General features: G+C 59.4%; 17 protein-coding genes. 9 read left to right on the top strand and 8 right to left on the bottom strand.

Annotation, left to right across the window (positions count from 1 at the left end; genetic code table 11):
• Positions 1-75: 75 nt before the first annotated feature.
• The 5 genes from H1B37_RS22210 to aceE all read right to left on the bottom strand — a co-directional run bounded on the left by H1B37_RS22210 (position 76) and on the right by aceE (position 6,589).
• Positions 76-555 carry an ExbD/TolR family protein gene (locus tag H1B37_RS22210; RefSeq protein WP_182868887.1) on the bottom strand — a complete coding sequence of 160 codons (480 nt, stop codon included), beginning with the start codon at positions 553-555 and terminating at the stop codon, positions 76-78.
• Complete coding sequence (locus H1B37_RS22205) at positions 552-989, bottom strand: ExbD/TolR family protein (RefSeq protein WP_182868885.1); 438 nt, start codon at positions 987-989, stop codon at positions 552-554. The genes H1B37_RS22210 and H1B37_RS22205 overlap by 4 nt, the downstream gene beginning before the upstream one ends.
• Positions 986-1,924: a MotA/TolQ/ExbB proton channel family protein gene (locus H1B37_RS22200; protein WP_436298690.1), complete on the bottom strand. Its 939-nt coding sequence runs from the start codon at positions 1,922-1,924 to the stop codon at positions 986-988. Before H1B37_RS22200 ends, H1B37_RS22205 begins: the two co-directional genes overlap by 4 nt.
• Positions 1,925-2,264: 340 nt before the next feature.
• On the bottom strand, positions 2,265-3,749 hold the full coding sequence (locus H1B37_RS22195; protein ID WP_182868884.1) for a 2-oxo acid dehydrogenase subunit E2: 1,485 nt from the start codon (positions 3,747-3,749) through the stop codon (positions 2,265-2,267).
• A 110-nt stretch (positions 3,750-3,859) separates the two neighbouring features.
• The gene (gene aceE / locus H1B37_RS22190) at positions 3,860-6,589 is read right to left on the bottom strand and encodes a pyruvate dehydrogenase (acetyl-transferring), homodimeric type (RefSeq protein WP_182868882.1); all 2,730 of its coding nucleotides are present in this window, start codon (positions 6,587-6,589) and stop codon (positions 3,860-3,862) included.
• A gap of 469 nt (positions 6,590-7,058) precedes the next feature.
• On the opposite strand from aceE, the gene H1B37_RS22185 reads away from it, so the two are divergent.
• From H1B37_RS22185 to phoU, 7 genes are all read left to right on the top strand, one after another.
• Positions 7,059-7,892: an SDR family NAD(P)-dependent oxidoreductase gene (locus tag H1B37_RS22185; protein WP_182868880.1), complete on the top strand. Its 834-nt coding sequence runs from the start codon at positions 7,059-7,061 to the stop codon at positions 7,890-7,892.
• A gap of 94 nt (positions 7,893-7,986) precedes the next feature.
• Entirely contained in the window at positions 7,987-8,991 is a 1,005-nt protein-coding gene (locus tag H1B37_RS22180) for an AAA family ATPase (RefSeq protein ID WP_182868878.1), read from the top strand.
• 598 nt (positions 8,992-9,589) lie between these two features.
• A complete protein-coding gene (locus H1B37_RS22175; RefSeq protein WP_182868876.1) occupies positions 9,590-10,696 on the top strand; it encodes a PstS family phosphate ABC transporter substrate-binding protein in 1,107 nt (368 codons plus the stop codon).
• 46 nt (positions 10,697-10,742) lie between these two features.
• Positions 10,743-11,732 (top strand): phosphate ABC transporter permease subunit PstC, encoded by a 990-nt coding sequence (pstC, locus tag H1B37_RS22170; protein ID WP_286178033.1) that lies wholly within the window; start codon positions 10,743-10,745, stop codon positions 11,730-11,732.
• Positions 11,729-12,958 carry a PstA family ABC transporter permease gene (locus H1B37_RS22165; RefSeq protein WP_182868874.1) on the top strand — a complete coding sequence of 410 codons (1,230 nt, stop codon included), beginning with the start codon at positions 11,729-11,731 and terminating at the stop codon, positions 12,956-12,958. The genes pstC and H1B37_RS22165 overlap by 4 nt, the downstream gene beginning before the upstream one ends.
• Positions 12,959-12,971: 13 nt before the next feature.
• The gene (gene pstB, locus H1B37_RS22160) at positions 12,972-13,805 is read left to right on the top strand and encodes a phosphate ABC transporter ATP-binding protein PstB (protein ID WP_182868872.1); all 834 of its coding nucleotides are present in this window, start codon (positions 12,972-12,974) and stop codon (positions 13,803-13,805) included.
• Between the two features lie 8 nt (positions 13,806-13,813).
• Positions 13,814-14,503 (top strand): phosphate signaling complex protein PhoU, encoded by a 690-nt coding sequence (gene phoU, locus H1B37_RS22155; RefSeq protein ID WP_182868870.1) that lies wholly within the window; start codon positions 13,814-13,816, stop codon positions 14,501-14,503.
• Between the two features lie 9 nt (positions 14,504-14,512).
• On the opposite strand, the gene H1B37_RS22150 is transcribed toward phoU, so the two are convergent.
• The 3 genes from H1B37_RS22150 to H1B37_RS22140 all read right to left on the bottom strand — a co-directional run bounded on the left by H1B37_RS22150 (position 14,513) and on the right by H1B37_RS22140 (position 20,665).
• Complete coding sequence (locus tag H1B37_RS22150; RefSeq protein WP_182868868.1) at positions 14,513-16,009, bottom strand: sigma-54-dependent transcriptional regulator; 1,497 nt, start codon at positions 16,007-16,009, stop codon at positions 14,513-14,515.
• 10 nt (positions 16,010-16,019) lie between these two features.
• The gene (gene carB / locus H1B37_RS22145; protein WP_182868866.1) at positions 16,020-19,265 is read right to left on the bottom strand and encodes a carbamoyl-phosphate synthase large subunit; all 3,246 of its coding nucleotides are present in this window, start codon (positions 19,263-19,265) and stop codon (positions 16,020-16,022) included.
• Between the two features lie 107 nt (positions 19,266-19,372).
• A complete protein-coding gene (locus H1B37_RS22140) occupies positions 19,373-20,665 on the bottom strand; it encodes an MFS transporter (RefSeq protein WP_182868864.1) in 1,293 nt (430 codons plus the stop codon).
• A gap of 314 nt (positions 20,666-20,979) precedes the next feature.
• On the opposite strand from H1B37_RS22140, the gene H1B37_RS22135 reads away from it, so the two are divergent.
• A complete protein-coding gene (locus tag H1B37_RS22135) occupies positions 20,980-21,138 on the top strand; it encodes a hypothetical protein (protein WP_286178032.1) in 159 nt (52 codons plus the stop codon).
• Between the two features lie 140 nt (positions 21,139-21,278).
• Positions 21,279-22,157: an SMC-Scp complex subunit ScpB gene (locus H1B37_RS22130; RefSeq protein WP_182868863.1), complete on the top strand. Its 879-nt coding sequence runs from the start codon at positions 21,279-21,281 to the stop codon at positions 22,155-22,157.
• The last annotated feature ends 292 nt before the right edge of the window (positions 22,158-22,449 follow it).

Genomic DNA, 22,449 nt, shown 5'->3' with positions numbered 1-22,449 from the left:
ATCTGCCGGGTGATCGGTTGGAGGACCACGCTCTGGCGAGCGTAGCTACGAATCCGAGTCCCTGATTCACGCGAATCATCGTCGCGGTTTTGCGAACTTGATCTTTTCGATCAGTTTGACGACTTGATCGGTGTCGTCGCGGTAGCCGCTGACCGAGGTGATGGCCTGGATCACGTAGGCGTAGCGGAGGTTGTAATCGGTATCGATTTCGATCTCCGGTCCATCATCGCCTTCGACCGGTTCGTCGGTGCCGACCAGTCCGATCACGTTTGCGCGGAGCTTGGTGAAATCGGTGCCCAGATTGATTTCGTTCAGCGACATCGACGTGAGCTTTCCGTCGTTGTCGGCCCGCAGTCGTAGTTTCAGTGGCAGGTCGGTGACGTCGGGGGTTGCGTTGGAATCGCGCGCCAGGGGCATCCGGACGGTGAAGTCACCTTCCATTTCGACGATCTTGAAGGTCATCACAAAGAACACGAGCAGCAGGAAAACGATGTCGATCATGCTGGTCATGTTCAACTCGTTCTTCTCGTGCTCGACTTCATGTCGCATTCTCATGACCGGTCCTCCTTGGCACGCAGCGCGAATTGTTCCAGTTGTTGGTCTTGAGCGACGCGGATGATCTCCTGGACTTGGCCGGCGGCGACATCCTGGTGGCCTCGGATGATGACGTTGGCATCGGCCGGCGATTTCTTTTCGGCTTTCAAGACCGCCAGTTCCCGGCGCAGTCCGGTGCTGAGCGTTTCGGTGGTGTAGCTGTCGCCGCCGAGGATGATTTCCCCGTCTTTGGCGACGTGCAAGATGATCGGAAACTCCAGCGGCTTTTCCGGAGGCTTGACCAGTTGGCTGCTCGGCAAAACGACCCGTTCGTTTGATTCGGTCTGCGAAAAGTTGATCAGCACCATGAAGAACGCGATCAACTGAAACGTCATGTCAATCATCGGGGTCAAGTCGCCTTCGGCCAAGTCCGGCTTCTTCGACTTTACCTTCACTGGGCGCCGCCTCCCGGTTGAATGTCTTCAAAACGGCTCATCAGGTTTTCGCTCTGCACGCCGACTTCCAGCAGCAGCCGCGCGACGCGGTTCCGCAAGATGTTGTAGGCCGCGATGGCGGGGATGGCGACGGCCAAGCCAACCAGCGTGGTGAACAACGCGGTCGAGATCCCTTCGGCCAACTGGGCCGGCTTAGGCGTTTGCGGGCTGGTGGCGATCACGCGGAACGACGCGATCATCCCTTGAACGGTGCCGAACAATCCGATCATCGGGCTCAGGTTTCCGATCAGCGCCATGTAGCTCAATCGGTGTTCCAGCTTCATGCTCTCTTCTTCACCGACCTCCTGCATGCCCTCGATCGCCTTGTTGTAGCCGCGGGAGATCTTGGCCAGTCCGGCCGACAGGACCTGACCGAGGACCGATTCGTCGGTTCGAGCCATGTCATAGGCTTCTTGGAACTGTTTGGCGTTGAGTTTCTCTTCGAAGCTTTCGATCAATTCGTTCGGGCACAAGGTCTCGCGACGTGCGGCCAGCATGTTCATCACAAACAGCGAAACCAGCGTGACCGACAGCAGCAGGAAAATGATCAGGTAGGTGTAGCCGAGCGAGTCGAGGACCCAGGACAGCAACGAATCGGATTGCGGTGCAGCGGTTTGGTCGGCCCCACCATCGTTACCACCGCCCATCAAACCCCCGCCTGCTGCGGGTCCGCCGCCGGCGGGGGCAGCGCCGTCATCTGCGGGGGCCGGCGCGGGGTCTTCTCCCGGACCGGCGATGTCACCAAATTCATCCATTGCGTCGTCTTGCGCGACAACCCCAGCCACAGGTCCCGACAGACAGAACAACGCGGTGACCATCACGATCACGGCCTTGAAAACAACATTGGATCGACAGGGGAGCCCGAATACCTGGAGCGGGCCATACACGTTGGTCATCAACGACATTCTCCGAAAGAAAAGCTGGGATAGGGTAAGCACGACGCAGCCACGTCGCGGTCTTCCTTAGAACAGAATAGTCTATCAGACGTGCTCAAACAGCACGCAACATCCCCGCGGAAACCTCGGTTTCAGCCCGCATCTGCCGCTCCAGTCGGCAAGGCTCGCAAAACCCCGCGGCGATTGGGCGAGTGGCTGCCGTTTGGATGCGGGTTGGCTGAGGGGCCGCTCGCTGACGCTTCCCGCTGGCACCCGGGCGGGCAGAGGCCCACGGGGGTGGCGAGCGAAAGCCTTGGCGGCTTCCGCTACGATCTGGATCTACCAGCGGCGCGGCGCCGGATCAGAACGCCAGCAACAGTCGGCTGGGGGCTTCCAGCAGATCGATCACTTCGTTCAGGAAGCGGGCTGCGGTTCCGCCGTCGACAAGGCGGTGGTCGTAGGACAGTGACAGCGGCATCATCAACCGCGGTTGGATCGTGTCGTCGGGCATCACGACGGGCAGTTTGCGAGACCGCCCGACCAGCAGAATCGCGACTTCGGGGACGTTGACGATCGGTGTGGAGTACTGGCCGCCGATCGCGCCCAAGTTGCTGATCGTGAACGTTCCGCCACGCAAGTCGTTGACGGCGAACTGTCCGCTACGGACCTTGCCGGCCATCTCGGCCAGTGTCCGCGTCACGCCGGGCACGCTCATCCGGTCGGCGTCTTTCAACACCGGCACGACCAAACCGCGGTCGGTGTCGACGGCGATGCCGACGTTGACATAGTCCTTGTAGATCAGCTGCTCGTTCTCTTGATCGATCGTCGCGTTGATCGCCGGGTGACGCTGCAATGCGGTGGCCACGGCTTTGATCAAGAACGGCATGGTCGTCAATTTCAGACCCTGCTTGGCATAATCTTCCTTACTGGTCTGCCGCAGGTGTTCCAGTTCGGTGATATCGGCATCATCGAAGTTGGTCACGCGAGGAACCGTGGACCAGCTGACGTGCATCTGCTTGCTGATCGTCTTGCGAATCTTGCTCATCCGTTCGACGCGGATCGATCCGAAGTCGTCCATCGCGGGCGTGCCGGGCCGATCCGAGTTCTGGGTGGCCGGTGCGGCTGCGGGAGCGGCACTGGGAGCGTTGGCGGCGGGAGCAGTCGGCTGGCTCGTGGCGACTTGATTGGCCGCGGTTTGGCTGGCGGCACGAACGGCAGCCAACACGTCGTCGCGGGTGATTCGGCCGCCTTCGCCGGTCCCTTGAACCCGATTCAAATCCACCCCGACCTCGCGGGCGAAACGACGCACGGCCGGACCGGCCGGGATCACGCCGCCTTCGGCGTCGGCGGCCGGTGCGGCGGGTGCTGGTGCGGGGGGTGTTGGTGCGGGGGGTGTTGGTGCTGGGGCGGCGGCCGCGGGTGCGGGAGCCGACGGCGGCGTTGGTGCCGGTGCTGCCTGAGGTGCCGGTGTCGGCTGGGGGGGCGTTTGCTGTGTCGGTGGCTGAGGCTCGGGATCGGCTGCCGGCTCGGGATCGGCTGCCGGCGCGGCAGGCTGTTCGGCCTTGGGGGCTTCCGGCTCGGGCGCGGCCGCCGGGGCCGCGGCCCCCGATTCGGCTTCGACTTCGATTAACACGCCGCCGATCGGCACGGTGTCGCCTTCGCTGACGGCGATCTTGGAAACCTTTCCGGCGACCGAAGAGGGCACGGGAACGGTCGCCTTGTCCGTTTCCATTTCAACGATGTCTTGACCTTCGGAGATGACGTCTCCGACCGAGACGAACACTTCAAGAACGTCACCGGATTCGATGCCGTCACCAAGATCGGGAAGGGTAACTTCAGTAGCCATAAGTGGATTATCAGCGATTAGGAGAGGTCAAGTGCGACGGCGTCGTGCCGTCGCTTCGTGCGGGGACAAATGTCAGTGCAGGGATAACTATTCAGTGCGGGGATGAAGAACTAGGTGTAATAGGGGTCCGGCTTGTCGGCATCGTAGCCGAGGTCATCGATCGCCTGTTTGACGTCGGTCGGCGAGACGACGCCGGCCTTGCTGAGCCGGCTGAGCGTGGCGATTGTGATCGATTCCTTGTCCACTTCGAAGTGACGCCGCAGTGATTCGCGGGTTTCGCTGCGGCCCATCCCGTCGGTTCCCAGGACGAAGTAGTCACCTGGGATCCAGGGCGTCAGTTGTTCGCCGAGGGCGCGAACGTAGTCGCTGGCCGAAATGAACGGGCCTTCGACACCGTCGAGCACTTCTTCCAAGTAGCTCTTTTTCGGCGTCTCGGTCGGATGCAACATGTTCCAGCGGTCACAGGCCGCCGCGTCGCGTCGCAGTTGGGTGTAACTGGTGACGCTCCAGACGTCGCTGGCCACGCCGTATTTTTCGGCCAGCAACTCCTGGGCGGCCAGAACGCAGTTCAGGATCGCGCCGCTGCCGAACAGTTGGACGCGGGCCTTGGCGCCGTCGACTTCGCGGCTGCGGTACTTGTAGATGCCTTTGACGATTCCCTCTTCGCAACCCTCGGGCATCTCGGGGTGCATGTACTCTTCGTTTTCGCTCATCAAGTAGTAAATGCACTGCTCGCCTTCGGCGTACATCTTCTGCAATCCTTCTTGGATGATCACGACGGCTTCGTAGGCGAAGGCGGGATCGTAGGATCGCACGGTGGGGAACGCGATCGCGTTCAGCAAGCTGTGACCGTCCTGGTGCTGCAGCCCTTCGCCATTGAGCGTCGTTCGACCGGCCGTTCCGCCGACCAGGAAACCCTTGGCTCGCATGTCGGCGGCGGCCCAGATCAGGTCACCGATGCGTTGGAACCCGAACATGCTGTAGTAGATGAAGAACGGGATCATGTTGACGCCGTGACAGCTGTATGCGGTTCCGGCGGCGTTGAAGCTGGCCATCGATCCGGCTTCGGTGATGCCTTCTTCCAGGATCTGCCCGTCCTGGGCTTCTTTGTACTTTTGCAGGATCGCCGAATCGACCGGTTCGTACAGCTGGCCGGCATGGGCATAGATCCCGAACTGGGTGAACATGCCTTCCATGCCGAAGGTCCGCGATTCGTCGGGGACGATCGGCACCATGTACTTGCCGATCTTTTTGTCGCGGCACAGGGCGATCAAGGTTTGGACGACGGCGAACGTGGTGCTGACGCTTTTGTTTTCCAAGCGTTTGATCGTTTTCCGCATGTCGTCCAGCGACGGCACTTCCAGCGTCGGGTGCTCGGTCGGACGCGAGGGCAGGTAACCGCCGAGCGCCTTGCGTCGTTCGTGCAGGTACTTGATCTCTTGGCTGCCCTGCGGCGGCTTGTAGAACGGTGTGTTGACGACTTCGTCGTCGCTGATCGGGATCCCGAACCGGGTGCGGAATTCCAGCAGTTCGGCTTCGTTGAGTTTCTTTTGGTTGTGGGCGACGTTGCGTCCTTCGCCGGCTTCGCCCAAACCGTATCCCTTGATCGTCTTGGCCAGGACGACCGTCGGTTTTTCGTTTTTTAAGCTGACGGCTTTTTGATATGCCGCGAAAACCTTTTCCGGATCGTGGCCGCCGCGACGCATTTTTTCCAGTTTTTCGTCGCTGTAATTCTCGACCAGCTTCAGCAGTTCGGGGTACTTGCCGAAGAAGTGCTCGCGGATGTAGCTGCCGGGCATGCCGGTGTACTTTTGGTACTGGCCGTCGACAACCTCGCCCATCCGTTTGGCCAACAACCCGGTGGTGTCGCGGGCCAGCAATTCGTCCCACTCGCCGCCCCAGATGACCTTGATCACGTTCCAGCCGGCACCGCGGAAGATCGATTCGAGTTCTTGAATGATTTTTCCGTTGCCGCGGACAGGGCCGTCCAAACGTTGCAGGTTGCAATTGATCACGAAGATCAGGTTGTCCAGCTTTTCGCGCGATGCCAAACCGATCGCGCCCAGTGTTTCCGGTTCGTCACATTCACCGTCGCCCAGGAACGCCCACACCTTTTGGCCGCTGGTGTCTTTGATGCCGCGGTCGCGGAGGTATTCGTTGAACCGGGCCTGGTAGATCGCCATGATCGGTCCCAGTCCCATCGAGACGGTCGGGTACTCCCAAAAATCGGGCATCAGCCAGGGGTGCGGATAGCTGCTCAATCCGCCTTCGGGTTCCAGTTCGCGGCGAAAATTAATCAGTTTCTCTTTTCCAAGTCGGCCTTCGAGAAACGCACGGGAGTACATGCCCGGTGAGGCGTGCCCTTGGAAGTAAACCGAGTCCCCGCTGTAACCGTCTTCGCCGCGGCCTTTGAAGAAGTGGTTGAAGGCGACTTCATAAAGCGTCGCGCTGGAGGCGAAGGTGCTGATGTGCCCACCGATTCCGCCGCCGCGTTTGTTGCCGCCGACGACCATCGCCATCGCGTTCCAGCGAATGATCGATTTGATCCGGCGTTCCAACTCTCGATTGCCCGGATAGGCCGGTTCGTCGTGGACGGGGATCGTGTTCAGGTAAGGCGTCGAGGTATCGGCGGCCGCTTGAACCCCTTGTTCGGCGGCACGGTCACGGAGCTTTTCGAGCAGAAAACGAACTCGATCGGGCCCCTTACTTTTGAGCACGTATTCGAGCGACGAAAGCCACTCGTTGGTTTCGGAGGCGTCGACGTCGACTTCGGCATTTCGCTCAAGCTCGCCGAGGTGCTTCTTCACTTCATCCTGGGCGATCGTCTTTGAGTCGGTCATAAAAGCAAGTTCCCTGAAGGCTAGTTCACAATCGGAAGATCGACGATCTGATTCGACCAGATTCATCCGCATCCAGTCCGCGACGGCTTTGGTCAGCGGGTCGTTTCACTCTTCGGCGTCTGATCCATCCAAAATTCAACCGGATCATAATCACCGGGATCAACGATGGATGGTTCACGTCAAACGAAGTGCTACGGTAACTCGAAGGTCGCCGTTGTTCCGATTTTGGTGAGTTTATGGCATCTGTGCAGCCCCAAAAGCGTAGCCGCCGGGGGCTTGCGGCGGCAAGACCCGGGCGTTACCACGGGAAGTTGCCGTCCATTGGGGCGGAAAGACAGGGGCCGCAAATGCCACTGATGACTTTTTAGCCTCCCCGAATTCCGTCGACCCACCCCCGCTGCAGAGCCGTGCTCGCTTTCTCGCTCGCCCGGGCCCGCGAGCGGATTTGCGGTCGAATCAAAACAACGCCATGCCATCGTGTCCTGTTCGAGCCGTCATCACGGGTGCTTCATCGGGGATCGGCCGCCAGATCGCGATCGAATTGGCCCGCCGGCATGCCCGGCCGCCAAAATCGTCCGCCGCGGACCAGCCGGTGCAGCTGGTGATTCATTACCGCGGGAACGAGAGCGGGGCCCGGGAAACGGCGGAAGCGGCCGAGTCGTTCGGGGCGGTGACGCGGCTGATCCAGGCGGACATCTGCCAGACGGAGGACCGCGCTCGGTTGGTGGACGAAACCTGGAACTTCATGGGCCCGCCGACCACCTGGATCAATAATGCCGGTGCGGACGTGCTGACCGGCGACGTTCGACATCGGGGGTTTGCCGAAAAACTGCGATTGCTGTTTGAAACCGACGTGCTGGCGACGATCGCACTCAGCCGCCGCGTGATCGATCGCTGGCAGAACGACGCATCGGCAAGTCAAACAGACCCGTGGTTGAAGACGCCGCCGTCGATGACCTTTATCGGTTGGGACCAGGCACCGCGGGGGATGGAGGGCGACGCCGGCCAGATGTTCGGCCCGGTCAAGGCCGCGGTGATGGCGTTTGCCAACAGCTTGGCCCAGCAAGTCGCACCGACGATTCGGGTCAACACCGTCGCCCCCGGCTGGATCAAAACGGCTTGGGGCGAGACGACCGATTCGTACTGGGACGGACGAGCGCGTCGACAATCGTTGATGAAACGCTGGGGGACGCCCGAAGACGTGGCCAGGGCGGTGTGTTTCCTGGCCGATCCGACCAACACGTTTTGCTGCGGCCAAACGATCGAGGTCAACGGCGGTTGGGACCGGACACACCCGCGCTGAATTCGCTAGACTGCTGCCACCGGCGATGCCGCAACACGGCGGCGACGTCGGCGGCCAGCTTTCTCCACCATCGTTTTTTGCTCTCGAGTGCTCTATGACCCACGTTGACGAATCGATCCAAGCCAAAGCCGACCATTTTCGCCAGCGCTACGAACAGGTTCGCGAGATGATCGGACGCGTCATCGTTGGTCACGATGACATCGTTCAAGGCGTGCTGACGGCGATGCTGTGCGGCGGGCACTGTCTGCTGGAAGGGGTTCCCGGGTTGGGCAAAACGATGCTCGTGCGAACCCTGTCGGAAGTGTTGGATCTGGATTTCAATCGCATCCAATTCACCCCCGACCTGATGCCGGCGGACATTCTGGGAACCAACATGATCGTCGAGTCCGAGGACGGGCGGCGGCAGTTTCAATTTCAACGCGGTCCGGTGTTCACTCAAATTCTGCTGGCCGATGAAATCAACCGCGCGACGCCCAAAACCCAGTCGGCGATGTTGGAAACGATGCAGGAGGGCACGGTGACCGCCGCCGGTGCGCGGTACGAATTGGAAAAACCGTTCTTCGTCTTGGCGACCCAAAACCCGATCGAACAAGAAGGCACCTACCCGCTGCCGGAGGCCCAACTGGACCGATTCCTGTTTAAGCTGGTGGTCGGATACAGCAGCCGCGAAGATCTGAACACGATCGTCGAGCGGACCACGCGCGGCGAGAAGCCTGAAATCGACAAGGTGATGGACGGTGCCGAGATCCGCCAGATGCAAGCGATGGTGCGGGATGTCGTTCTGACCCCGCCGATCCGCGATTACTTGGTCCGCTTGACCCTGGCCACCCACCCCGACGGTCCGCACTCGGTCGATGCGACCAATCAATACGTGCGTTGGGGGGCCAGTCCTCGCGGTGCGCAAACGCTGGCGTTGGCTTCCAAGGTCCGAGCCCTGCTGGCCGGGCGATTCAACGTCAGTTTTGAGGACATTCGGCGAGTCTATTTGCCGACGATGCGACATCGTGTCCTGCTCAACTTCGAAGCCCAAGCCGAGGGCGTCGAAACGGATTCGGTATTGTTGGAAATCCTGGAAAAAGTCCGAGAGGCGTCCGAGTAGGTCACGACCGGCCCCTCCCGGGCCGATAGCGTGGGGCGATTCCGGGGGAGTGCCGATTGAATCAGTGACGGATTCCATCGCGGCGGAAGTCGTCCGAGAGGTTTTCTGGGCGGGCCCTCTCTGGCGTTTGCTTGCTGCGCAAACGCCGTCTCTGCCAGCGGGAGAGAATCTAAACGGGTTGCCAAAAGCCGCGGGAATACAATCGACGTTCCAAGGGAGCGTGAAGGCGTAAACGCCTGCCAAATCAGAGGTTAAAAAGCGCACCACCTTCGTTTTTTGGGGCCGGGAATGAAGGGCCGGCCGGCCGGCCGCGAGCAACTTTGTCGGACCGCCGATGGTATCCATTTACCGCACGCTTGCTGTGGCAAAAAGGGGGAGTCGTGCCGGTTTGGTGCGACGATCCGTCCGCGGCGAGCCGTGTTCATCGAATCTTCATACTTCTATCGGCCGCTTGCCGGTCGTCAATGCTTGCAGTCGCTGCTATCTTTCCGCGCAGCGAGCGATTTTGGGGCCGCCGCGAGCCGATTCCCCCCAATGATCGGCACCTTTACGATTCAAAACACGGACACCCTCCAATCATTACCGGAGCCCTCCTGGGATGTTTTTCCAAATCAATTCTCGATCGACGCCTTTGACCGGCAAACACACGATCGGCTGCATCGCGTTGGCATCGAGCCTGTTGATCGGGCTGAGCGGATGCGGCAGCAAGTCAGACGCGCCGACGTCGACCGAATCCGCTGCCGAGTCGGGCAGCACCGCGGCCGTGTCCAACCTGACCGGGACAATCAAGATCAACGGCAGTAGCACCGTCCAACCGATCGCCAACGCGGTCAAAGAAGAGTTCGCCAAGTTGTACCCGAACGTCAACGTCAGCGTTGACGGGAAGGGAACTGGAAACGGATTCAAGATGTTTTGGGACAAGGAGACGGACATCTCCGACGCGTCGCGGCCGATCAAACCGGGGGAGTTCGAAACGTGTAAAGACAACGGCGTCGAATTCATCGAAATCCCGGTCGCCTACGACGGGCTGACCATCGTGGTTCACCCCAAGAATGATTGGGTCAAATCACTGACGATCGACCAACTGAAGAAGATCTTTGTCGCCGGCGATGCTGCCAAGCAGTGGAGCGACGTGGACCCGAGCTGGCCGGAAGAAAAGATCGAGATCTTTTCACCGGGAACCGGCAGCGGGACCTACGACTACTTCCGTGAAGTCGTCATCGGAAAGTCAGAGGCTTCGTTGCGAAACGACATGAACCTGAACGAAGACGACAACGTGCTGGTCAACGGTGTCGCCGGCAACCCGTACGCGATCGGTTTCTTCGGAGTGGCCTACTACGAGGAGAGCAAGGATAAATTGAAGGCGGTGGAAATCGTCAATCCGAAAGATGACAAGGCCTACTTGCCGACGCCGGAAAACATCGCCAGCGGAGCTTACGCGCCCTTCAGCCGTCCATTGTTCATCTATGTCAGCACGGCCTCGCTGCCGCGTGCGGAGATCGCCACGTTTGTTTCCTACTTCCTGGAAAACGCCCCGCAGCTGTGTGAACGCGTCGGTTACGTTCGGCTTCCCGACGAGATCATGCAACGTGCGGCGAAGAACTTGGACGAAGAAAATACCGGAACCCACTACGTCGACGGCGAAGGCAATTCGCGCAGCGGTGCGGTCGCTGATATCTATCAGCCGGAAAACTTGACCAAGTAATTTTATCGAGTGAAGCGAAACGTGACCGTGATTCGAATGCAGTTTGATGCCGACCGCTCCCCTGAATCAGTACGCAGAGGGTGAGCTGATGTCGCTTCCCAAGGCCCTTCAGAACCGGGAGTTTCGGTCCACCCATGCCGGCGCGTTCTCGGAGCGGTTGATCGTGATTTCGCTGGCCTTGTGTGCGGTGGCGACGGTGCTGATTACGGTCGGCATCATCTACATGCTGATCACCGAAAGCGCCGGTTTCTTTCGCAGCGATGCGGTCACGATGTCGGGGTTCTTGACCGACACGGAGTGGACGGCGCTGCAGAGCAAGGAACTGGAACAGGCCACGTTCGGCATTTTGCCGTTGTTGAGCGGAACATTCCGAGTCACCTTGATCGCCATGTTGATCGCGCTGCCGCTGGGATTGGTGACCGCGATCTACCTGAGCGAGTTCGCATCGGCAAGGATCCGTTCGTGGTTGAAACCCACGCTGGAAATCATCGCGGGGGTTCCCACGGTCGTGCTCGGGTATTTCGCCATCTTGGTGATCAGCCCGTCGCTGCAAATGGTCAGCGATGGTGCGTTTTCGACCTTCAACGCGACCAGCGCCGGGATCGCGGTGGGCATCCTCTGTTTGCCGATGGTTTGCAGTCTGTCCGAAGACGCGATGCGTGCGGTGCCGCGCAGTTTGCGTGAAGGAGCCTATGGGCTCGGATGCACGCCCTTTGAAACGTCCGTCAAGGTGGTCGTCCCGGCGGCACTAAGCGGAATCATCTCGGCGTTCTTATTGGCCTTCAGCCGGGCGGTCGGGGAAACCATGGTGGTGGCTTTGGCGGCAGGCACCTTGCCCACGATGACGTTGGATCCGACCCAACAGGCGCAAACCATGACCGGTTTCATCGTCGAAATGATCAAGAGTGAAAGCGAATATGGCACGGTCCAATATTACAGCCTGTATGCGGTCGCGGTGACCCTGTTTTTGATCACCTTCGGGATGACACTTTGTGGCCAGATCATTCGCCGGCGGTTCCAGGAGTCCTACCAATGAGCACCCTGCCCAGCGCGATCGTCAACCAGGACGAACAGTACCTGGTCGACAATGCCCGCCGACGAAAGCAACTGAGCATTTGGTTTTATTTCCTGTGTGTCGCGATCGCGTTGATCAGCGTGGTCATTTTGGTTGTGTTGATGGTTTCGATTTGGAGCCAAGGCCAGTCTCGATTGACGACCGACTTGCTGACGCGTGCCCATAGTGAGTTGGAGATCGAGCGCAGCGGCATGTGGCCGGCGATCTTGGGTTCCTTGTTCGTTTGTGGAACGTGTGCCCTGGTGGCGTTGCCGCTGGGTGTCGGCACGGCCGTGTTTCTGGAGGAATTCAAACCGACCCAAAAAGTGCTGCGTTGGATCCATGGTTTTGTGCAGCTAAACATCGCCAACCTGGCCGGTGTGCCATCGATCGTTTACGGGCTGCTGGGGCTGACCGTGTTTGTCTACATGTTCAACGTTTTTGGCCAGATTCGCGTCAACGAGTCCGCCGGCATGGAGATCATGGGCTACAAGCACTTTTACCAGGTGCTGACGTTGGAACCGGGGCACGTCGTGTTTGCCCCCCAGACCGATCCGACGGTCCGTCAGATTACGTTTGATGAACCGTTCCAAGCCGTCGATCCCGATGGCAATCCGATCGAGATTTCGATCTGGACGCCTGGCACACCCAAGCCGACCGATCCGGAGATCCGTCGCCGGACGGTCCGATCGGGGGCGATCGGGGGGACCATCACCGAACGAAACTGGTACTATTTTCGGCTGCCATTTGACAAGAGTTTTCTCTCTGGCGGGCTGACGCTGGCCCTGGTGATCTTGCCGATTATCATCATCGCAGCCCAAGAATCGCTCCGCGGGGTTCCGTCTTCGTTGCGCGAAGCGTCGATGGGGCTGGGGGCGACCACTTGGCAAACCGTCCGCGACGTCAGTCTGCCGGCGGCATTGCCGGGCATCATGACCGGTTCGATTTTGGCGATGGGACGCGCCATCGGCGAAGCCGCACCGATTCTGGTGGTGATGGGGGCGGCAGTCGCCAAAAGCAGCGGCCCCCAGCACCTGATGGACGATGCCGTGACGATGCCCGTGCTGATTTTCAATTGGGCCGGACGCCAACAAGACGAGTTCAAAGAGCTTTCCGCCGCGGCGATCATCGTCCTGTTGGTGATCTTGCTTCTATTGAACTCGACCGCCATCTATATTCGACAAAAAGTCCAGAAAGCTCAATCTTGAACCCCGCGAAGTCATGTCAAGCGTAACGCCAGCGATCGTCTCGGAGAAGAATTCCGACGACCTTTCCGATCAGACGCTGATTCACATTGAAAAGCTGAACGCTTGGTACGGTGATTTCCAGGCGATTCACGACCTGTCGTTAGAGATCCCCAAGCACAAGGTCACGGCCTTTATCGGCCCCAGCGGTTGCGGCAAAAGTACGCTGCTGAAGTGGATCAACCGGATGAATGATGTCGTCCCCGGTGCCCGGGCCAAGGGGCGTTTGACCATCGATGACGACCATCAAGGCCAGCGCAAGGAGATCGATGTCCTGGATCCGAATTTGGACGTCGTGGGGCTGCGGCGAAAGGTCGGAATCGTGTTTCAGAAACCGAATCCATTTCCCAAAAGTATTTACGACAACGTCGCGTTCGGCCCTCGGCTGCACATGAAAACGAGCAAGTCCGAACTCGATGAATTGGTCGAATGGTCACTGCAAAAAGCCGCGGTCTGGGACGAGGTCAAAGACCGATTGCACGGGCCCGCGCTCGGGCTTTCGGGCGGCCAACAACAGCGGCTTTGCATCGCACGCGCGATCGCGGTCGGGCCAGAAGTGCTGTTGATGGACGAACCCTGCAGCGCCCTCGACCCGTCCAGTACACTGGCCATCGAAGATCTGATCTTCGAATTAAGGTCGCAGTACACGATCGTGATCGTGACGCACAACATGCAACAAGCCTCTCGCTGCAGCGACAAGACGGCGTTCTTCTTTGAAGGTAGACTGATCGAAGCCGGCAACACCGAACAAGTGTTTACAAAGCCGAAAAATAAACAGACCGACGATTACGTCCGTGGCAAGTTTGGATAAATCCCTTGATGTCAAAACACCTCCAGCGAGAACTTGAAAGTCTTCGCGAACAGCTCGTCGACCAATGCACCGTCGTGGAACAGATGATCCAGATGGCGGTTCGTGCACTCGTCGAAGGACGCACCGATTTTGCCCAACGCGTCATCGAAAGCGATGAGGGGGTGGACATGAGCGATGTCAAAATCGAAGAGGAGTGTTTGAAACTGTTGGCGCTGCACCAGCCCGTGGCCGCCGACATGCGGTGGCTGATCACGGTCGTCAAGGTCAACGGCGAATTGGAACGGATGGCCGACACCGCCTGCAACATCGCCGAACGCGCCAAAGCGATCTCGGAATTCCCCCTGTTCAACGTCCCCGAGCAGATGAACGAGATGGTCGACGTGACCGTCCGCATGGTGCGTCGGGCGCTGGATGCCTTTGTCACCCATGACGCCAAGATGGCGGTGGAAGTGATCAAGATGGATGACGCGGTCGATCAACAGAACCGCGAAATCATTGACTACCTGCAGGAGTTCATGAAGACGGACACGTCGGTCGTCGAACCGGCCCTCCACTGCTTCAGTGCTTCTCGGCTGTTGGAACGGATCGGTGATTTGGCCGAGAACCTCGCCGAGGAAACCATCTATCTGGTGGAAGGCGAAATCGTCCGTCACAAACACGGCGTCATCGGCGATGTCGCCCGAGAGCCGAACGCATAACCCTGGGACTCACGAGCTGTCGGCCGATGTGGAATTATCGTCGCTGGCGGAATCCGCTTCGTCGCTTTCTTTTTTGTATTGGTCCAGCCGGCGGTACAAGGTCCGGGCCCCGATGCCCAGCATTTTTGCCGCTTCTTCGCGATTGTCGTTCGTCAATTGAAGCGTTTTTTCGATTGCCCAACGCTCGATCACGCTCAGCGGTTGACCGATCAGGCTGGATTCTGCCGCGGCGCTAAAGGTCGGCAGCTCCATTTCCTCCGCCGCGTGGTCGACCGCCTGGTCCTCGACCAATTCCGGCGGCAGGTCGTCGACATCGAGTTTTCCGTCGGTATCGAGGACGACCATCATTTCAACAAAGTTCCGCAGCTCGCGAACGTTCCCCGGCCAGTCATAGGCAAAGAAACGCTTGGTGACCGCGGGGGTGAAATGCGCCGTGGGTTTGTCGTGGCGACGCAGAAACATTTTGCGAAAGTGATCCATCAGCGGGATCACGTCTTCGCGACGTTCGCGTAGCGCCGGCAATTCGACGGTCACGACCTTCAAGCGAAAATAGAGGTCGCTGCGAAACGTTCCGGCATCGATCATCGTTTCCAACGGCCGGTTGGTCGCCGAGATCAAGCGGACATTGACCTTGATGGTTTTGTTGTCGCCGACGCGTGTGATCTTGCTCTCTTCCAGCACCCGCAGCAGTTTGATCTGGGTGCTCATCGGCATATCGCCGACTTCGTCCAAAAACAGCGTGCCGCCGTTGGCATATTCGAACGCGCCGACCCGGTCGGCATCGGCGCCGGTGAAGGCGCCTTTGACGTGTCCGAACAATTCGCTTTCGACCAGATTTTCGGCGATCGCGCCGGTGTTGATCGCCACGATCGATTTGTTTCGTCGCGGGCTGTTCTGGTGAACCGCCTGGGCGACGATTTCTTTGCCGGTTCCGTTTTCACCGGTGATCAGCACGGTGGCGTCGGTCGCAGCGATTCGCCGCAAGCGGTCGATCACCTGCTGCATTTTCTTGCTGGTGTAGACAATGCCTTCGAACCCGAACCGCTCGTCCAAACGCGACATCAGCTCGGTGTTTTGGCGACGCAAGCTGACCGCGCCGACGGCTTTTTCGACGATCGCCCGCAAGCGGCTCGGCGTGATCGGTTTTTCCAGGAAATTGAATGCGCCCTGCTGCATCGCTTCAACCGCGATCGGGACGGTGGCATGGCCGGTCACCATTACCACTTCGGCATCGGGCAATCGCTGACCGGCCAGCTTCAACAGCTTCATCCCGTCGACATCGTTCATCACCATGTCGGTGATGATAATGTCAAACGTGTCACGCTCGATCAACGTGGCCGCTTCGGGGCCACTGGTGGCGACCGTGCATTTGTATCCGACCTTTTCCAAGCTTTCCGTCATCGCCCGGGCGTGAGCCGCTTCGTTGTCGACGACCAGCAATCGGAACGTCGACGGATCGTAGTCCGGTTTGCCGGTGGGCTTTTTCGGCGATTGGGAATCAGACATCGCGATCGATTTACTCCGCGTAGCGTTCTTGCAGTGACTGCACCGTCATCACGTCGTCGCGAATCGCCTGCATCGCACGCACGGCGGCTTCGGCGGCCGCGATCGTCGTGATGCAAGGGACGCCTTGTTGAACCGCCGCGGCGCGAATCCGCCCCTCGTCCGTTCGGGCACCTTTGCCGTTGGGCGTGTTCATGATCAATGCGACGTCTTCGTTCTTCAGGTAATCGATCAGGTTGGGTTGACCCTCGGCCAACTTCTTGATGCGAGTCACCGGAACCCCTTCGGATTCCAGTCGCGCCGCGGTGCCGCTGGTCGCCAGGATCTCAAACCCGAGTGCACGCAGATCCTTGCCCAGGCTAACCGCCGAATCCTTGTGGCGTGGACTCAGACTGACAAAGATCTTGCCTTCGGTCGGCAGCGTCACGCCGGCGGCGAGCTGGCTTTTGGCGAACGCCAGCGGGAATTTTTCGCTGATCCCCATCACTTCGCCCGTGCTGCGCATCTCCGGGCCCAGCACGATGTCGACGCCGGCGAACTTGCGGAATGGGAACACGCTTTCCTTGATCGACACGTGCTTGGGGATCGGTTCTTGGGTGATCCCCAGTTCGGGCAGTTTCATTCCCGTCATCACTTTGGTTGCCAGATTGGCGACGGGGATACCGGTCGCTTTGGCGACGAACGGAACGGTCCGACTGGCTCTCGGATTGACCTCCAAGATATACACCGTCGGGCCGCTCTCTTCGTTCTTGATGGCGAATTGAATGTTCATCAGCCCGACGACATTCAACGATTTGGCCAACTTGATCGTCGCCTCGCGCAGTTCATCGAGCACGTGGGGCGGGATCGAGAATGGGGGAATCGCACAGGCCGAGTCGCCGCTATGCACGCCGGCTTCTTCGATGTGTTCCATGATCCCCATGATCACGGCGTCTTGACCGTCACAGATCGCGTCGACATCGACTTCGGTGGCGTCTTCCAAGAAGCGGTCGATCAGTACTGGTTGCCCGTCGGCGACGATGAACGCTTCGGCGACGTAACGTTCGAATTGTGACTTGTCGTAGCAAATCTCCATCGCGCGACCGCCCAGGACGAAACTGGGCCGGACCAACGCCGGATACCCGATGCGTTTGACCTCTTTACGCGCCTCTTCCATGTTGCGGGCGATGCCGCTGGGCGGTTGTCGCAGCTGCAATTCGTTAATCAACGCTTGGAACCGTTCGCGGTCCTCGGTCGATTCGATCGTGTCGACGCTGGTGCCGATGATCGGCACGCCGGCTTCTTCCAGCCCGCGGGCCAGGTTCAACGGCGTTTGACCGCCGAACTGAACGATCACGCCGTCCGGCTGGGTCGCATCGCAGATGTTCAGCACGTCCTCGATCGTCAGCGGTTCAAAGAACAAGATGTCCGACGTGTCGTAGTCCGTACTGACCGTTTCGGGGTTGCTGTTGACCATGATCGATTCGTAACCGATCTCGCGAAGTGCGAAACTGGCGTGGCAACAGCAATAGTCGAACTCGATGCCCTGTCCGATTCGGTTCGGCCCGCCGCCGAGAATCACGACCCGCTTTTGATCCGCCTTGGGTGGCAGTTCGTCTTCGATTTCGTAGGTGCTGTAGTAGTACGGCGTGTAGGCTTCGAACTCGGCGGCACAGGTGTCAACACTTTTGAACACCGGTCGGATCCCCAGTTCCAATCGCCGCTGGCGGACCTTCAATTCGGTCGATGAAAGCATGTGCGCGATCTGACGGTCCGAGAATCCGTCGCGTTTGGCTTTCCACATTTGGTCACGGTCGATCGCATCGAGCGAACCCAGGGCGCGGATCTGGTCCTCGTGTTCGATGATCTGTGACAGGTGATCCAGGAACCACGGATCGATGTGGGTCAGCGAATGGACTTCCTGGGCCGACAATCCGGCTTTGAGCGCGTAGCGGAGGTAGAAGATCCGTTCGGCGTTGGGCGTTCCCAGCTTGGCGCGGATGGTATCCAGATCGGGTTGTTCATCGGTGCCCCACAGGTCGCGGTTGTCGCTGCCCAGGCCGAAGGCGCCGACTTCCAATCCCCGCATTGCTTTTTGCAGTGATTCGCGGAACGTCCGTCCGATCGCCATCGTTTCACCGACGCTTTTCATCTGCGTCATCAAGGTGGCGTCGGCCTCGGGGAATTTTTCGAACGCGAACCGAGGGATCTTGGTCACGACATAGTCGATCGTCGGCTCGAAGCAGGCCTTGGTCTGTTTGGTGATGTCGTTGGGCAATTCCCACAGCCGATAGCCGACGGCCAGCTTGGCGGCGATTTTGGCGATCGGGAACCCGGTCGCTTTGCTGGCCAGGGCACTGGAGCGGCTGACGCGGGGGTTCATTTCGATCACGATCATTCGTCCGGACGACGGATCGATCGCGAATTGAATGTTGCTGCCGCCGGTTTCGACGCCGATTTCACGGATCACGGCCAGCGAGGCGTCGCGCATCCGTTGGTATTCTTTGTCGCTGAGCGTTTGGGCCGGGGCGACGGTGATCGAGTCGCCGGTGTGAACGCCCATCGCGTCAAAGTTTTCGATGCTGCAGATGATCACGACGTTGTCGTCTTTGTCGCGCATCACCTCCATTTCGTATTCTTTCCAGCCGATGATCGATTCTTCGATCAGGACTTCGGTGACCGGCGATTGATCCAGGCCGCTTTTGACCAGGGCGTCGAAGTCGTCCTTGTTGTAGGCGATCGCACTGCCGCTGCCGCCCATCGTAAAACTGGGGCGGACGACGGCCGGCAAACCGACGTCTTCCATCGCCGCTCGGGCCTCTTCGATGCTGTGCACGACGTGGCCGCGGCAGACGTCCAGGCCGATTTTTTCCATCGCCTCTTTGAACTGGTCGCGTTCCTCGGCCTTGGCGATCACCTTGGCGTCGGCGGCGATCATTTCGACGCCGTATTTTTCCAGCACGCCGTTGGCGTCCAGGTCCATTGCGACGTTCAGCCCGGTTTGACCACCCAGCGTCGGCAGCAACGCGTCGGGGCGTTCCTTTTCGATCACCTTTTCGACCATCTGCCAGGTCAGCGGTTCGATGTAGGTCGAATCCGCCGTCGCCGGGTCGGTCATGATGGTCGCCGGGTTGCTATTGACCAGCACGACCTCATACCCCTCTTCGCGGAGGGCTTTGCACGCCTGTGTGCCGGAATAGTCGAATTCGCAGGCTTGACCAATGATGATCGGCCCGCTGCCGATCAATAGAATTTTCTTGATGTCGTCGCGTCGTGGCACGTCGTTTTCCGGTAGGGATCGAGAGCGTTTCCAAATTTCGGGAAAGATATCAGATCAACCACCGTCTTGCGTAGGATAGGCAACGCCAGAAAATCAGGATTTGCCCGCTAAGCCGACGCAGCGTCCGCTGCGACCGCGTTATCGCCCTTGGCCGCACTGGACTTGTCCCAGAAGGTGGCAAAGAACAGTACCGACACGCCAATCGCCAACCCCGCGGGCATCAGCCAAAACTCTGCCGCGCCGGCCTCCCAGCCCTCCGCCGTTGTCGGATCCAGATTGATATAGTCCCCCCAGGGGCCGTGGATCAGGTTTCCGACCAACATGCCAGCCCCATAGGTCAGCAATCCCAACAAGGCCTGTGCGCTCGTCCGAATCTCTTTCGGGGCACTGCGGTCGGTATACAGCTGGCCGGTGACGAAGAAAAAGTCGTAACAAATCCCGTGCAGGACGATCCCCAGAACCAGCATCGCCGAGGTGCTGGGCATCAATCCGAACAGCGCGTACCGCAGCGCCCACGCCAGCATGCCGACCAACAGCATCCATTTGACGCCCAGTCGGCTCAGGAAAAACGGCACCAACGCCATGAAGAAGATCTCACTGACCTGCCCCAACGCCATCACCCCCGCACTGTCACTGCCGAACGCCATTTTTTCGACAAAGTCGTAGGTCCGGGCGTAGTAAAACGCCAGCGGGATGCAAATCAGGAACGAGCAAATGGCGAACACCAAGTAGCTGGGATTGCGGAACAGCCGGATCGCGTCGAGCCCCAATACCTTGCCCAGACTGACGGGTTTATCGCGACCCTGCGGCGGGGAACTTGGCAGCGTGAAACAATACACCCCATAGATCGCACCGACGATCGCAGAGAGTCGCAGCGGCAGGTTCGAACTGCCCGCATCCTCGACCCCCGGCAGCACGGGGATCGGAAACAAGCCGAACATCGACTGCGAGACGACCAACCCGGAAACGATCCATCCGATCGTCCCCCACAGGCGAATTTTGGGAAATTCGTTTTCGATCGAATCGACGTTCTGGAACGTGATCGCATTGACCAACGCCAACGTCGGCATGTAGCACAGGAAAAACGCCATCATGACCCAATAAAATCGCGTCGGTGAATCCACAATCGTACTGCACCACCACAGCATCGCCGCCCCGGCGATTTGCAGCACGCCGTTGATGCGTTCCTTGTTGAACAACCGGTCGGCGACAAAGCCGACGATGATCGGTGCGAAAATGGCCGCCCAAGTTTGAGTCGAATAGATGTCCCCGATGATCGTGTTGAGGTTCTCTTCGTCAGCAAAAATCTGTTGCAAGTAGCTCGTCATGGGGACGAAAAACGCCCCCCAGACAAAAAACTGCAGAAACATCATCACATCAAGGCGAACTGTTTTGGACATCGGCGACGTCTTCGGAAGAAGTATGAATCTGAAATCAACTCGAACGCTATCATAACGACTCCCGCCGGCGTCGGTATCGTGCCGGCGCCGGGAATCGTCCGTGTGCGATCGGATCGGTGATTGCCCGCCAATTTGGAGTGCCAAGAATGAGTTCCTGCGAAACGAAACCCGGTCGCCGCGCGGCAACAACCGTCTCCCCCAAACCCTGTGCGCTCTGCGGCCGTGTCACTCGACGCGGAACCACCGAACATCACTTGATTCCCCGTCGTTGCCATCGCAATAAATGGTTCAAAAAGCGATTCTCCCGAACTCGCATGCAACAGACGATTTCGGTGTGCCACGATTGCCACCGCTCGATTCATCGCTTCGTGCCACGGGAGAAAGACCTGGGACGCTACCACAACACGGTCGAGACGCTGTTGGAACATGAACAGATCGCTCGCTTTGTGGCTTGGGTCCGCGATCGGAATTAGCTGGACAGCGGCGCTGTGACGTAGCTACGCTCGCCAGAGCGTGGATAGCGACCGAGCCGCACCTTCGGGCGAAGTTCGCTCGTCGACTCACGAAGTTTTTATTAACAAAGTGGCACTGTCCAGCTAGGTAGGCTGAACCCATGAACGACGAAGATGACGCCCGGCGTGATCCACCTCACGCCAGCAACGATCCAAGCCCCGATCAGGGCGGAGGGGCAAGTGAAGACGTGATGGACCACCAGCCGCCGCGCGAGGACGACTCGCTTGAAGACGATGCAACCGGAAACGACTCAATCGAGGAGGACGAGTCGGATTTTGGCGAGTTTTCGCTTGATGACATCGGCGCCGCCTATGCACGGGCCGCCGCCGCACACGATCCGGAAACCTTCGCCGCTCCCGAACCTCCGGCAAATGAAGCCGCCGAGGACGACTTGGCCGACGAATCGTCGCTCGAGGAACCGCTGGAAGAGGATGACGAAGCCGTTCATCCCGAGGGAATCATCGAAGCGGCGTTGTTCGTCGGGCATCCGGAAAACCAAGCCTTCACCGCCGCCCGACTCGCCTCCCTGATGCGCGGTGTGACCGAGGAAGAGGTCGTGGAGATGATCGACAGCCTGAACCAATCCTACAAGTCGGCCGAGCAGGCGTTGCGGATTGTCGAAGACGAAGGCGGGGGGTATCGAATGACGATCGCCCCGGCGGTGGAAAAGGTCCGTCACTCGTTTCTGGGCAAGGTCCGCGAAGCCCGACTCAGTCAAGCCGCCGTCGAAGTCCTGTCGCTGGTCGCTTACCAGCCCGGCGTGACCGCCCAAACGGTTCAAGATCAACGCGGCAAAGACAGCGGCTCGCTACTCAACCAACTCGTCCGCCGCCGCCTGTTGGAAATGAAACGCCAACAACCGGCCGACGGGGGACGCAAGGTGCCGCATTATTACCCCACCGAACGATTCCTGACGCTGTTCGGGCTGGAGTCGTTGGAGGATCTGCCGCTGGTCGACGAGAGTTTTTTCGGGCAGTAGGGGAGCGGCTCGCCGCTTTGAAGTCGCTACGCTCGCCAGAGCGTGATGTCCCCCTGAAATATTCATCTTCCGAGCATCCACCGTCTGGCAAAGGTCGCTACATCAAGCCGGCGTTGGACGATGTCCTCGTCTGTCGTCCGGCAATTGCCGCGCCGAGGGTTCGCCGCCACTCCGCCGGCATCACTCCTTCCCACGCCCCCGAATCGTCCTCGCGACCCGGCTGACCGGTCTGAGAAGGGAACGATTCGCCCCTTCGCCGTGTGCGAAAACCCGCCGCCACAATTCCCGCCGC

This window comes from Stieleria mannarensis (assembly GCF_014154935.1).
In the GTDB taxonomy this organism is placed as follows: Bacteria; Planctomycetota; Planctomycetia; order Pirellulales; family Pirellulaceae; genus Stieleria; species Stieleria mannarensis.
This window is presented reverse-complemented; position numbering and strand designations above follow the sequence as displayed.